The following is a 13,580-nucleotide window of genomic DNA, read 5'->3' as shown; positions in this document are numbered from 1 at the left end:
TGGCCGGGCGCTGTTCGATTTTTCGGCGCCGCGCAGAGACGGCACCGATGAACGTCTGCTTCGTCTGGCTACGCCATATGTTCAAGCTCAGCCAGCATTTGCGTAGGAATCCGCAGCTCGCTCGCCGTGAGGTTTTCCCGCAGGTGCGCCACTGACGACGTACCGGGAATCAACAGGATATTCGGCGCCCGTTGGAGCAGCCACGCCAGCGCAACGCACAGCGGTGACGCTTCCAGCCGCGCCGCTACGGCGGAAAGAGTCTCCGACTGCAGCGGCGTGAAACCACCGAGCGGAAAGAACGGCACGTAGGCAATGCCCTGCCGGCCCAACTCGGCGATAAGGTGTTCGTCGTCGCGGTGAGTCAGGTTGTAGTGATTCTGCACGCAGGCCACCTTGGCGATGCCTTGGGCTTCCTTGACCTGCGAGGCGGTGACATTGCTCAGGCCCAAATGGCGGATCAGACCCTGGCGTTGCAGCTCCGCCAATGCCGTGAAGGACTCTTTAATCGATCCCTCAGCGGGCGCATGCACATCGCCCATGACCCGCAGATTGACCACATCCAGCACCTCGACGCCGAGGTTGCGCAAGTTATCGTGCACCGCTCGGGTCAGCTCGGCGGAGCTCTGGGCCGGGTTCCATGACGCATCGGCGCCACGAACCGCGCCGACCTTGGTCACGATGACCAGGTCGTCGGCGTAAGGGTGCAGCGCCTCACGGATCAGTTGGTTAGTGACATGAGGCCCATAGAAATCCGCGGTGTCGATGTGATTGACTCCGGCCGCCAGGGCTTCGCGCAGCACGGCGATGGCCGCCGCCGGATCCTTGGGAGGTCCGAAGACCTGCGGTCCCGCCAGTTGCATCGCGCCGTAACCCATGCGATTGACCGTACGATCGCCCAGTAAAAACTTCCCTGCGTTATCTGCCTTGCTCATCGCGTACCCCTTGGATAAATGTGCGTGAGCCGACTATAGGCGTTGACCACTCCACTGATAATCAGGTGCAATCCGGACGGGTTGTACGGTGGAGAGAACAATGGCGACGGATATTCAAGACTTGCTGGCCTTTGTGGCCGTAGTCAATGCGGGCGGCTTTCGCGAGGGCGCCCGGCTGAGCGGCAGATCCGCCTCGAGCCTCAGCGACGCCGTACGGCGGATCGAAAGCCGACTCGGCGTGCGCCTGCTCAACCGCACCACCCGCAGCGTGGCGACGACCGAGGCCGGCGCGCGGTTGATGGAGCGCATCGTGCCGGCCCTGGGCGAGGTCGAATCCGCGCTGGACGTGGTCAACGACTTTCGCGACCGGCCCTCGGGCACCCTCAGGTTGAACGTCCCGGTCAGCGCCGCGCGCCTGGTATTGCCCTCGATCATCGCGCCGTTCCTCAAGAGCTACCCCGACATTCGCCTGGAAGTGGTTACCGAAGAAAGCTTCGTCGACATGCTCGCCGCCGGGTGTGACGCGGGTATTCGCTACGACGAACGCCTCGAGCAAGACATGATCGCCCTGCCCATCGGGCCACGATTCCAGCGTTTCGCCACCGCCGCCGCACCCGCGTACCTAGACGCCAGGGGCAGGCCGGAGCATCCAAGGGATCTGCTGGAACATGCGTGCCTGCGGGGCAAGTTCCCCAGCGGCGCCATGCCGCTCTGGGAATATGAACGAGATGGCGAAACCATCAGCGTCGACCCGAGCGGCCCATTGATCGTGCGGATCGGCGGCGCGGTGGACCTGTCAGTGCAAGCCGCAGTGGATGGGCTGGGCATTGTCTATCTGTTCGAGGACTGGCTGCGGCCCTACTTCGACAGTGGCGTCCTCGAGCCGGTACTCGAACCCTGGTGGCAGCGCTTTACCGGACCGTTTCTCTACTACCCCGGCCGCCGCTACCTGCCCTCGCCGCTGAGGGCGTTTGTGGATTTCATCAATGAGAACCGCGGTAGCTGAGCGGGTCGGGGCGCAGGCACGTTTCTCCAGGATCCCTTCAAAAGCAACTAGGTCTTGCCCAGTTCCATTCCCTGGGCCTGCCACAACGTCTGGAACGGCCCTTCGCGCTGGCGCAGTTCATCGGGCGAACCGTCTTCGACAATTCTTCCGGCCTGAAGGACCAGGATCCGGTCGAACCGCGCGACCGTCGACAACCGGTGCGCCACCGCCAGCACGGTGCGGCCGCGCATCAAGTCATCCAGCGCCATCTGGACCTTGGCCTCAGATTCGGAGTCCAGCGCCGAGGTGGCTTCGTCGAGGATCAGGATCGGCGCGTCCTTGAGGAACGCTCGCGCCAACCCGAGGCGTTGGCGCTGGCCGCCCGAGAGCATCACGCCACGTTCGCCCACCAAGGTGTTGAACCCTTCCGGCAGGCTGCGGATGAATTCTTCGCAATAGGCATGGCGGGCCGCGTCGATCACTTGCGCCTCGTTGGCATCGGGCTGGCCATAGGCGATGTTTTCGTAAATGGTCCGATTGAACAACGCCGGCTCCTGCGGCACTACGGCGATCTGGCTGCGCAGGCTATCCTGGCTGACCGAGCGCACGTCCCGCCCATCGATCAGGATCACCCCGCTACGCACATCGTCCAAGCGCTGGACCAGGTTGATCAGCGTCGACTTGCCCGCCCCCGAAGGCCCGACGATCCCGATTTTCTGGCCGGCCGGAATGTCGAGGGACAAATGCTTGATTGCGCCACGGCCGTCGGCGTAGCTGTAGGTGACGTCGATAAACTGGATGTTGCCGCGCCCAGGCGCCAACTCCGCCGGGGTGTCGCTGAGGGCGTGAGGCTGGACGATGATGCGCAGGGTTTCGGCGATGACACCCATCTGCTGCGAGGTGTCCACCAGCGCCAGCGCCAAGTCCCGTGAGCCGTGCAAGATGCGAAACGACAACGCGCTGACCATCACCACATCGCCCGGCGTGATCTGCCCGTCCTGCCACAGCAGAATCGACCAACCGAGCATGCCGCCGGCCATGATCGACAAGCAGATGTCATGCAGGACCCGGGCTTTTTCCAGGTAGATCCAGCTACGGCGCTGGGCCCTGGCCTCGACGCCAATCGCCTGCTCCAGTCGGCGCCGCTCGCGGTGGCGGGCAGAGAACGCCTTGATCGTCCAGACATTGGACACCTGATCGACCAATTCACCCCCAACCCGCGCCGACTGCGAAGCGAAATCGATATGCCGGCTGCGCCCACGCAAGCCCATCACGGTGATCAGCGAGGCCACGGCGACCACGGCGCCAATCAATGCGATGCCCATCGAAAATCGCACGGTAAACAGCACCACCACGGCGCCGATGAAATCAACGCAAGGCGGAATGATTTTCCAGGCGAGGCCACCGTAGATCGACCCGGCCGCCGCCCCCGCCGAGGAAATCCGGTTCGCCAGTGCCCCGGCAAAATGCTCGGAAAAATAGCGCATCGGGTGGCCCGTCAAATGATTGAACAGGTCGATCCGCAGGTCCGCGCAACTGGCGACCACGGTGCGGCAACCCAGGTAGCCACCCGACCGCCAGAACAGGTTTTCCACCACGATCAGAGCAATGAACACCGTGAACGGCAGCCACACGTGACCGGCGGCCTCCCTGCCCTGGGCCATGGCGTCCACTAGCAACTTCATGCCGAACTGCACGGCGACAGCGCAACTCGCGGCGCCGACTACCAACAGCAATAGCGTCGCGAAGTGCCACGGCCTCAACGTGACGTACCGCCACAGGAAGGCAATCGCTGTATTGGGCAACGGCAATCCTTGCGCGGGCTGACTGTTCATTTCATCGCCGCTCCCCGTTCATTGCAGCTGCTCAGTCGCCCTGGCTGAGGCAAACCGCGCCTGCAACTCTTTCATCGCCCTATGCAGCGGATGAAAAGACGCGCGGCTGCCCTCGCTGTCGGCATAGCCAAACACACCGGTGGGACAGTAGCGATCATCGTCCCAGCCCGGGTAGTCGAGAAACGGGTACCAGCACACGCCCTCTATCGGCATACCGCGCCCGATGGCCAGCGCCAGTTGCTCACCGATGGAGTGCAGCCAGGGCACGCGGGCAGTGTCTTCGGCCCCGGTTTCCGAGAGCAACAAGGGCCTGCGATAACGTTGGTGGACTTCACTGAGCATGCCCACCAACGGACGATAATCCGCGCTTCCCTGCTCGATCCGACCACCGTGAAGGAACCACTGGTTATGGGGGTAGAAGTTCACACCGAGGATATCCAGGTACTCTTCTCGTCCGCCCAGCCCTGGCCAACTTCGACCGGTGAGCAAATCCCAGGCCTCGAACTGGGATTGGCGATACGCCTCGGCGGCCTCGACGTCTTCGGTTCTGCGCGATGAGGAAAGCACGTTGATCAGCGGATCGCACTGGACAAACCGCGCCCCGGGAATCACCTCGCGAATCGCCTCGATCGCCGCGATGCTCGCCCGCACCAGTTGGTGCTTGAGTTCCGTGCCCCGACCTTGCGCACCCGGATTGAAATAGGCGACATCCCCGCCGGCCCAACTCCAGAACGAGATTTCATTGATCGGCGAGTAGAACGGGATTTCGATTCCTTCCTCGCGCATCAGCCGCGCCACGGCGCCGGCGAACCGGGCAAACCGCTCGACGAAGGCCGGACGCCAGATATCCAGGTCGTCGGGATAGCCGTAATGACACAAGTCCCAGACCACTTGCACATCACAACGTCGGGCCGCGCGCAGCATCGGCAAAAAGCTGCTCCAGTCATACCGGCCTGGTTGCTGCTCGATCAAATGCCAACGCAGGCCGTCCCTGGCGCAACGAATGCCGAGGTCGGCGAGCTGGCGATAATCCTGCTCTGCCCATCGGTCGTGGCGGGTCGCGGCGAGCATGTCCAACCGACGCCCATCGGCACGCCGTTGGGACGAGCATTCATAGCCGGCCATCATGAAACTGCTGAAGATCCTTTGCTGCACGATGCTGTCTCCCTGTGCTCGATCGCAGAGCCAGGCATCAACCTGGCTCGACCTCGTGGGCCTTCAACTCGACACCTTCCTGCTCGGCGATGCGCTGATACAGCGCGAGCGCCTGCCCTATCACCTGGTCCATGTTGTAGTACTTATAGGTGCCCAGCCGACCGAGGAAAGTCACCCCCGGTGTTTCGTCAGCCAACGCCTTGTAGCGTTTGTACAGCTCGGCGTTCTCCGCGCGTGGCACTGGGTAATACGGGTCGCCCTCGGCACAGGGAAACTCGTAGGTCACGCTGGTGCGCGGGTGTTGCTGGCCGGTGAGGTGCTTGTATTCGGTGATGCGCGTGTAGGGCACCGCCTCGTCCGGGTAATTGACCACCGCCACCGGCTGGAACTGCTCCTGATCGATGGTTTCATGCTGGAAACGCAACGAGCGATAGGGCAGTCGGCCAAAGCAATGATCGAAGTACTCATCGATAGGCCCGCAATACACCAGCTCACGATGAGGGATGCGTTCGCGCACGGTCCTGAAATCGGTGGACAACAGCACATCGATGTTCGGATGGTCGAGCATGCGCTCGAACATCCGGGTGTAGCCGTGCAAGGGCATCATCTGGAACTGGTCGGTGAAATACCGATCGTCCGTGTTGGTGCGTGTCGGCACTCGCGAGGTCACCGATTTGTCCAGTTGCGAAGGGTCAAGGCCCCATTGCTTGCGGGTGTAGCCGCGAAAGAATGTCTCGTAGAGTTCGCGCCCGATCTGGTTGATGACCACGTCTTCGGAGGTGCGGATCGGGTCCACAGGTTCTGCCCGTTGCGCCAGGAACGCTTCGGCTTGCGCTTCATCCATGGACAGCCCGAACAGCGTGTTGAGCGTCGTCAGGTTGATGGGAATCGGCACGCGATGCTCATCGACCTGGGCCAGGACCCGATGCTCGTACGGTCTCCATTCGGTGAACCGCGACAGGTAATCGACAATGCGCTGGGCATTGGTGTGGAAGATGTGCGGCCCGTAGCGGTGGACTAACACGCCCGCCTCATCTAGATGGTCGTATGCATTGCCACCGATGTGATCGCGACGATCGACCAGCAGGACGCGCTTGCCCAACCCTTCGGCCAGCCGCTCGGCCAACACGCTGCCAGCGAAACCGGCACCGACGATCAGATAGTCATACGGCGCGCTGTCCTGAAATGTACCGAGGGTGCCGAGGGTATCGAGGGTTATCGTTGGCATTCGATCTGCTCCTTCATCTGGGCGCAGGTCTTGTCCCAAGACATGCCGTCCAGCGCCTTGTCGGCATACTGCGCAATCACCCCTGGCTGGGTCCGCAAGTCCAGCGCGGCCTGAATCGCGTCGATGAACCCCTGGGGCGAATCGGCAATGGCCACCACCCCACTCTCGCCGTAGCCATTGACGACATCGCGAATTGGCGTAGACACCACAGGGCAACCACCCGCCAGGTATTCGGGCGTCTTGGTGGGGCTGATGAAGCGTGTGGATTCGTTCAGGGCGAACGGCATCAACGCCACGTCCCATCCCGCCAGATAAGCCGGTAGTTCGTCATATTGCCTGGCGCCCAGGTAATGGATATTCGACAGGCGCGGCAACGTCTGCGGATCGATCTTCACCACCGGCCCGATCAATACAATGTTCCAGTCGGGCCGCAGCGCCGCCAGCTCGCCTACCAGCTCGATATCGAAACGCTCATCGATGACGCCGAAGAAACCCAGCCGTGGATGGCTGATATCGGCCTGGTCCGCCGGGTCGGGAATCGGCTGCCGGGCTGCGCCGAAGTGCGCGATGTCGACGCTGCTGGGCATGGCATGGACGTTGTCGTGATGTTGCCGCTTGGCTTCCCACAAGCTGTAGCCGCCGGTGAACACCACATCGGCCTTGACCATCAACCGGCGTTCCATTTCCACCAACGCGGGCGGCGCGAACTTGAAGGCCGAGAGCTCGTCCATGCAATCGAAGATCACTACATTGGGTTCCAGATGATCGGTGAAAGCCTGGCTCATCGGCGTGAGGTACCAGAGCATCAATTCATTCGGCCAGTGCTCGGCCAGCCAGGCATCGAGCAACTCACGCTGCGCGTCTATCACCTGGGTTTCATCCAGCGCTTCGGGAAGCCTGGGCACCAACACCGTCACACCCTCAGCCACCGCGTAGGTTTCCAGGTGCGCGGACTGCCGGCCCTCGAATATCGGCTCCTCGAAAAACAGCACGTCGTAATCCTTGGCCAATCGCGACATCACGTGTTGGGGACGCTGGTAGACAAAGCCCCAGCGCAAGTGCGACAGGCACAGAAGCGTAGGTCGCAAGCCCGTGGCGGCAGCGGCGCCGTGTTGGGGAAGAAGCTGTTCTTGTTGATTCATATGAGTTTCCTTTTCTAGAGACCGATGCTGGACCGAGCACAATTCCTGGCGAGGACCTGGCACTGCCCTGCCTGCCAGACAAGGCCTGAACACATCCCTCACGCGCTGCCTTGTGGACGTTGGAGAAAGGCGATTTCGATGCCGTTCCAAATCTTGTTGAAGCCAGCCGACAAAGTGCACACACCGATCAGTCAACTGCTCTGAACTACTGGCACTCGCCACCACCCTCAACAGAACAGGCTGATGTCTCAAACGCGCACCACTGCCGAGAGAGACCGCCGGACAACGCCGAGTGTCTTGCCCAACAGACACCAGGACAGGGATAACCGAGGGGGATCGAGTGATGATTTTGGTGACAGGTGGTGCGGGTTATATAGGTGCTCACGTGGCGGTCGAGTTGATGAACCGGGGCGACGCGGTGCTGATCCTCGACAACCTCTGCAACAGCTCCCGAACGACAGTGCAGCGCATTGCGAAGGTAGTGGGCCGTGAGCCGGGCTTCATCCACGCCGATGTGCGCAACCGTCGGGCATTGGATAACGTCTTCAAGGAGTACCCCATCGAGGCCGTCGTCCATTGCGCCGGGCTCAAGGCCGTGGGTGAAAGTGTGCGCGAGCCGTTGAGGTATTTCGAAACGAACGTCAGCGGCAGCGTCACGCTGTGCCAGGCCATGGCCGACGCGGGCGTGTTCAAGCTGGTATTCAGCTCATCGGCGACGGTCTATGGCGACTGCGCCCAGATGCCCATCGCCGAAACGTGCCCAACGGGTCAGCCAACCAATCCGTACGGCCAGTCGAAGTTGATGGCCGAGCACGTCATGAGAAGCATGGCGGCGTCCGATGGGCGCTGGTCCGTGGGGCTACTGCGCTACTTCAATCCCATCGGCGCGCACTTTTCCGGTCAGTTGGGAGAGACGCCAACGCAGACGCCCAACAACCTCTTGCCCTACTTGTTGCAGGTAGCCAATCGCGAGCGCGATGTGCTGCGGATTTTCGGCTCCGACTACCCGACGCCAGACGGCACCGGGATCCGGGACTATGTCCATGTGATGGACTTGGCCGAGGGGCATTTGCGGGCCATGGAGTTCTTGCGCGAGCAGACTGGGGTGCATATCTGGAACCTGGGCACCGGGCGCGGTTATTCGGTGTTGGAGGTGGTCAGTGCTTTCGAGCGGGTCACTGGGGTGACGGTGCCGCTGGCTTTCGAACCGCGGCGACCTGGTGATATTGCTCGCTGCTGGGCGGATCCGGGGAAAGCAGCCGGGCAATTGGGTTGGACGGCGCGTCATGGGCTTGAGCGGATGCTGCAAGATGCGTGGCGCTGGCAGTGCTTGAATTTTCCTCGGATCGAGCCGCGGGAGGTGGTTTTGCGGAGTATTGAGCAGGGGTGAGGTGGTTTAGCTCAGGGACGCGTGGGTGGTGTGCATATCCGAGGCAACCGCATCCCCCCCACATTCAAACAATCGCGCTGGTTGCGCGAAAGCATCTCAACCGTCAGCCGATAAGCCTGGTCCGCGGCGTCCTTGAGCAACTGCCAATCCTCCAGGCTGATAAATTCGTGAAGCACCAATTCATCAGCACGCCGAATCAACGTGTCGTAATAATCCTCAGGAAAGTCCAGGCGATACGCATCGTCCTCAAGCAACAATCGCCAGGCTTTCAATTCCATCTCAAGATCAGTTTCACTCACGGGCGGTTGTCCTTTAAAAGTGAGCAAGGCCCACCCCGCAATGGCAGGGTGGAACCAGGCGTAAAGCAGGATCAGCTCACTTGCGCGAGCAGGTCTTGCTTGATGAAGTTGCGCACCGTCGCCAGGTGCGTTTCTTCTTGTGCCAAGGCGTGGCCGAAGCGCTTGGCAATCAGCGGATGACCGCCCTTCTTCGCCAGCTCGATCAGCAATTCCCAGGCAGCGTTGTCTTCCAGTTCGATGGTCAGGATCGCGCTCATCGATTGCGACACTGTCGTGCGTGGGTCGGTCAATACCTGCAGGACACCCATGGCCTTGACGCCCGCCACGTCCGCGCAGGGTGTCATGGCTGTTGGGTCGCCGCCGAGGGTTTCGATGGCTTCGCGCACGATGTTCATGTGTTCGAGCTCCTCGGCCTGGATCTGTCGCAAGGTCTCCACCAACGTCGGATCGGCTCCCGGCGCGGACATCGCCTTGACGACCATCGCTTCGTACAAGCGCACGCCGGTGCGCTCGAAGGCCAGGCGCTCGCCCAGTTTATCCAGCAGCACTTCCGGGGCTTTGCCGATGGTTTTGTCCAACGCGGTCTTGACGATGCCTTTGACCGAGCCGGGGGCCGGCACCGAGCCGATCAGGTCGGCCTCGCGAATGGCGCGCTCGCGTTCGGCGGTGTAATCGCTCATATCGCCGGGCACGTCCGCCGGGAACAGTCGGGTGGCTTCCAGTTGGCGAGCCGTGTCTTCGGGGGACATCTGCACGCCGGTACGATTCATGCCGATGGTCACTTGACGTTCGCTCATTGTTCTTCTCCCACTGGGTTGAGTTCAGTGCCGGGTTTGAAGGTGTAGCCGGCGGAGGCGATGTTGGCGGGCACGCCTTCGCTGTTGAGTTGGGCACGGTAGTCGAGCGAGGCATGACCTTCGCGTTCCTTGGGCACGTAGTCGATGCCGTGGGCGCGCAAATCCACTTCACGCGACAGGGTCTCGCGCACGAAATCACGCTGGCTCTTGAACTCGATCATGCGGGGCAACTGACCGCCGAGCACTTCGGCAGGGTCGCGTCGTTCGTACTTCTTGAACAGCTCGCAGGCAAGGTTCAAGTGGCCCAGTTCGTAGTCGACGAAGCGTTCCCACATCGCCTTGATCCGGGGATTTTCTTCCTGCTCGGCGCAACTGGCGTACGTGTAGACCTCCATCGCTTCATGCACCAGCCACTTCTCCATGAAGCTTTCGCTGGGGTCCTGCAGCGAGCCGTATTGGGTAACGTGCTGCTCCTCCACCGAGGCAATTTCGGCGTACAACGCGCGCGCCACCGGATCGGCGAACAACGGACCGATGTTCATGTAGTAATCGTGGGTCTGGTACTCCGCGCCGGTAATCAATGCGGCGTGAATCTTGGTGATCAGCGCGGCGTTTTCTTTCTTGTAGTTGTCGCGCAGGTCATCGCCGGGGGCACGGTGATGCTCGCTGGTCGGCCGGCCGGGCACGATGTCCGTGTAGCCTTGCAGGATGTTGTTGGCATCCTTGCCTTCCAGCCGATCAAGCATCGCGGCGTAGCGGTAGAGGTGGTCAAAATCTTCCAGCAGGCCAAAGCGATAGGTTTGCGCCTGGTAAGGATCAGGTTCGTTCTGGGCAACGGCGGCAGTCACTTCGATCGCGACCTGCTCATACGCCACGGTGGTTTCAAGAGGTGAGTGGTCCGCCGACAGCAACCAATTGATGGCGGTCATTTGGTGCTGCTCGGCACGCCTGACCTGAGCCAGGGGCAAGTGCAGTTCCTTGTGAAAACGCGCGCCAAAATGCTTGAGCCGAAGCGCGTCGGATTCAACGCCGTTCATCAGGATCACCCGCACCCGCGTGAACGCATCGTCGTCCAGCTTGCTGATGGGTTTGCCGGCCAGGTCGCGCCAGGTAAAGGTCTGCTTATCGAGGGGAGTCCCTTTGTTATCCAGCAGAATATCGATATGGGTCATGGGTCAATCTCCTTCATCAGAGGCCACGCGATACGCCGTCGATACGCGGCATCGGGTAGCAAAACGAACGACCCTGGGAAAATGCGCGGCTCTGCACCGAGACGATGAGCGGTCGGATAAATGGATGAAATGCCGTTTGATTTTCCGCTCATCCGGTCAGGATCAGGATTTTCGAACCAAGCTTTGACGCCCCGGCTCGGAGGTACATAACACCGCCGCAGCCAACCGATCATGGCTCGGACCAGCGGCTGTCACGGCGGGGTGTTGCCTATGTCTGCCTGGAGTTTTCGTGATGTGTGAATGTTTCGTTCAACCAGTTTCTTCCAAGGATTCCCTGGCGTTTTTTGCCCAGCGGGATACGTTCGGCGCCAGCCACCCCCCAAGCCTGTCGGCTGACTGTCTTCACGCCGCGGCGGAGCCCACGCTTCATGACCGACAAACCGTGATCAAGCCGAACATGCAGGTCAGCGCCATCCGCAACCGTGGCGGGCGGTTGGAGTGCATCAAGGTTCGCTGGGGGTGGTCGCCGGTCTGGTCGATGGGCACGATGCCGCCGCTGACCCACCTGCCCCTGCACCTGGTGATGCGCTCCAAAGTGTTTGACCGGATCAAGCGCGACGGTCGCGTGTTGGTGGCGGTGGACGGCTGGTACGAAGCTTCGGACACGGCCGCGCAACACCAGGCCAAGCGCCTGAGCTATACGACCTCAAGACAATCATCGCCAATTTTTCTCGCGGCCCTGGCCCAGGCCAGCGAAAGGCCGAACGGCTGTGACGGACTGGCCTTGGTGACCTACGGCGATGTTGCCAATCAACAACAGCGGCTGCTGGCCTTCACGGGCGAGAATGCACTCGAATGGTTGCGCCCCGACCTGGATTGGGAGCAGGCCCGGCACATGGCCGCGCATGTAGCGGTCACTGAACCGCAACTGGAACACGTGCTGACCGCCAAGCGGATGGTCCAGGGCCGGCGCTGACGGCGGCTCGAACCGGAGGAAGTGGCTGACAGCCCGAAGATCGGCGTTAAACTGGCAGGCCAGTCGCCTTGAAGCGACTGGCCTCCTTTCTTTTCGAGCACGAGACTTCCATGGCGAACCAAGACATCACGTTCACCCCCGACCCGGACGCAGACTCCATCTCCTCCGACGTCGCCGGTTTCGGCGGCTTGCTGGTTTCCACGCAGATCCCGACCCGCGCCGACGGCAGCCTGGAGCTGGGTGACATCACCCTGCAGAGCGAGTGCACGTTGCAAGCGCTCAAGACCGCCTTGGAACGCGCCGGCAGTTCCATGGACCGCGTGTTGCACTTGACTATCTACCTCACCGACATGGCCGATCGCGCGGCTTTCAACGAGGTGTACAAACGCTTCTTCGCCAAGCCCTGGCCTGTGCGCGCCGCCGTGGGCGTGGCGGCGTTGGCGGTCGAGGGGATGCGGGTGGAAGTGACGGCGATGGCGGCGAAGGGCTGAGGCGAGACCCTTGCCACGGGCGGCTGTGTTTATCCAGTTGTAGGATCCTTCTGCATCAGGCTACGTCGTCTTGCGCCGTTACCTACAACTACGCCAGAATCCGCCGGCTTGTGCGCCTTGGGGTCGGGCTTTACTGTTGCTCGGTCGCTGAAAATCAGCGATCGGGTTTGGTAGCCCGGCTTTCCATATGACGCACAGCTTCACTTTCTGCGAGTGCCCTTGCGCATTTGCATGAATGGTGGCCATGCGTAGGGCGTCTTCGGGCGCGCCGGTGTTCATGTGGACCGGTCTACCAACCTTCGTATGGCCGCCACCCTTCGTTTGGTAGCGAGGGTGATGGCTTCTCTAAATTCCACATGAGACTTCATCTATGTTCAAAGTAACCCCGAACCCACCCGACACCGATCCAGCCGACTCAAAAGAGTTCGACAAAGCCGCCGACCGCGCCCTCGATTACTCCCTCAAGCCAAAATCCGGCAAACCGAAAGCGGACCCAAGCCAACTCTTCACCCTCATCGACGGCATCGACACCGAAGCCCTGCTCGCCAACCTCAGCGAAACCCTGGCCTCGGCCAATGCCATGATCAATGACTTGGCGTTCGACCTGGACGGCTCGCGACGACACATTGCCCTGGGCATCCAGCAGCTGATCGAGCTGAGCACAATGCTCGCCAACCGCGCGCTGGATAACGTCGAAGCCCGCTAGCCGCCGTTGCTCAGCCCCCTGTGGCGAGGGGGCTTGCTCCCGCTGGCCTGCGCAGCAGGCCCAAGCTTTTTGCCAAGGCAGAAACTTTTGGGGCGGCTTCGCCACCCAGCGGGAGCAAGCTCCCTCGCCACGGATGCATTGCCAATGCCAAACTCCCAGCGCATCAGGGACTGTGTTTATTCAGTTGTAAGATCCTTCTGCATCAGGCTACGTCGTCTTGCGCCGTTACCTACAACTACGCCAGAATCCGCCGGCTTGTGCGCCAGGGGGCCGGGCTTTACTGTTCCTCAGTCGCTGAAAATCAGCGATCGGGTTTGGTAGCCCGGTTTCCTGGCGCACGTGCCTCCTGATGCGAAGGACTTCTACGTCCTCTGTTTTATGGTGGTCATGCGCAGGGCGTTCTCGGACGCGCCGGGTTGCCAGGTAACCGGTCTACCAACCTTCGTATGGCCACCACCCTTCGTTTGGTAGC

Annotated in this window: 13 protein-coding genes; 5 read left to right on the top strand and 8 right to left on the bottom strand. The window is 61.5% G+C overall.

All coding sequences use genetic code 11. The features are described 5' to 3' along the window. Positions 1-68: 68 nt before the first annotated feature. Complete coding sequence (locus tag HU742_RS09490; protein WP_186637532.1) at positions 69-932, bottom strand: aldo/keto reductase family oxidoreductase; 864 nt, start codon at positions 930-932, stop codon at positions 69-71. 100 nt (positions 933-1,032) lie between these two features. On the opposite strand from HU742_RS09490, the gene HU742_RS09485 reads away from it, so the two are divergent. Next, on the top strand, positions 1,033-1,938 hold the full coding sequence (locus tag HU742_RS09485) for a LysR family transcriptional regulator (protein ID WP_186637535.1): 906 nt from the start codon (positions 1,033-1,035) through the stop codon (positions 1,936-1,938). Between the two features lie 47 nt (positions 1,939-1,985). Here HU742_RS09485 and HU742_RS09480 read toward each other — a convergent pair whose 3' ends face one another. The 4 genes from HU742_RS09480 to HU742_RS09465 all read right to left on the bottom strand — a co-directional run bounded on the left by HU742_RS09480 (position 1,986) and on the right by HU742_RS09465 (position 7,277). After that, on the bottom strand, positions 1,986-3,752 hold the full coding sequence (locus HU742_RS09480) for an ABC transporter ATP-binding protein (protein WP_186642313.1): 1,767 nt from the start codon (positions 3,750-3,752) through the stop codon (positions 1,986-1,988). Positions 3,753-3,770: 18 nt separating this feature from the next. Beyond that, a complete protein-coding gene (locus HU742_RS09475; RefSeq protein ID WP_186637933.1) occupies positions 3,771-4,880 on the bottom strand; it encodes a glycoside hydrolase family 1 protein in 1,110 nt (369 codons plus the stop codon). A gap of 64 nt (positions 4,881-4,944) precedes the next feature. Then, complete coding sequence (gene glf, locus HU742_RS09470; protein ID WP_186642312.1) at positions 4,945-6,135, bottom strand: UDP-galactopyranose mutase; 1,191 nt, start codon at positions 6,133-6,135, stop codon at positions 4,945-4,947. Beyond that, a complete protein-coding gene (locus tag HU742_RS09465; RefSeq protein ID WP_186642311.1) occupies positions 6,123-7,277 on the bottom strand; it encodes a glycosyltransferase family 1 protein in 1,155 nt (384 codons plus the stop codon). Before HU742_RS09465 ends, glf begins: the two co-directional genes overlap by 13 nt. Before the next feature lie 343 nt (positions 7,278-7,620). Between HU742_RS09465 and galE the strand changes: the two genes are divergently transcribed. After that, the gene (gene galE / locus HU742_RS09460; protein ID WP_186642310.1) at positions 7,621-8,667 is read left to right on the top strand and encodes a UDP-glucose 4-epimerase GalE; all 1,047 of its coding nucleotides are present in this window, start codon (positions 7,621-7,623) and stop codon (positions 8,665-8,667) included. 11 nt (positions 8,668-8,678) lie between these two features. Here the strand turns inward: galE and HU742_RS09455 are convergent, their stop codons facing one another. The 3 genes from HU742_RS09455 to HU742_RS09445 all read right to left on the bottom strand — a co-directional run bounded on the left by HU742_RS09455 (position 8,679) and on the right by HU742_RS09445 (position 10,935). Then, positions 8,679-8,966 carry a hypothetical protein gene (locus HU742_RS09455; protein WP_186637547.1) on the bottom strand — a complete coding sequence of 96 codons (288 nt, stop codon included), beginning with the start codon at positions 8,964-8,966 and terminating at the stop codon, positions 8,679-8,681. 71 nt (positions 8,967-9,037) lie between these two features. Further along, the gene (locus HU742_RS09450) at positions 9,038-9,763 is read right to left on the bottom strand and encodes a ferritin-like domain-containing protein (protein ID WP_186642309.1); all 726 of its coding nucleotides are present in this window, start codon (positions 9,761-9,763) and stop codon (positions 9,038-9,040) included. Then, entirely contained in the window at positions 9,760-10,935 is a 1,176-nt protein-coding gene (locus HU742_RS09445) for a hypothetical protein (protein ID WP_186642308.1), read from the bottom strand. The genes HU742_RS09450 and HU742_RS09445 overlap by 4 nt, the downstream gene beginning before the upstream one ends. A gap of 292 nt (positions 10,936-11,227) precedes the next feature. On the opposite strand from HU742_RS09445, the gene HU742_RS09440 reads away from it, so the two are divergent. From HU742_RS09440 to HU742_RS09430, 3 genes are all read left to right on the top strand, one after another. Then, positions 11,228-11,911 carry an SOS response-associated peptidase family protein gene (locus tag HU742_RS09440; RefSeq protein ID WP_186637554.1) on the top strand — a complete coding sequence of 228 codons (684 nt, stop codon included), beginning with the start codon at positions 11,228-11,230 and terminating at the stop codon, positions 11,909-11,911. A 110-nt stretch (positions 11,912-12,021) separates the two neighbouring features. Continuing rightward, a complete protein-coding gene (locus HU742_RS09435) occupies positions 12,022-12,402 on the top strand; it encodes a RidA family protein (RefSeq protein ID WP_186637557.1) in 381 nt (126 codons plus the stop codon). 370 nt (positions 12,403-12,772) lie between these two features. After that, the gene (locus HU742_RS09430) at positions 12,773-13,108 is read left to right on the top strand and encodes a DUF6124 family protein (protein ID WP_186642307.1); all 336 of its coding nucleotides are present in this window, start codon (positions 12,773-12,775) and stop codon (positions 13,106-13,108) included. The last annotated feature ends 472 nt before the right edge of the window (positions 13,109-13,580 follow it).

Source organism: Pseudomonas marvdashtae (assembly GCF_014268655.2).
Lineage (GTDB): Bacteria > Pseudomonadota > Gammaproteobacteria > Pseudomonadales > Pseudomonadaceae > Aquipseudomonas > Aquipseudomonas marvdashtae.
This window is presented reverse-complemented; position numbering and strand designations above follow the sequence as displayed.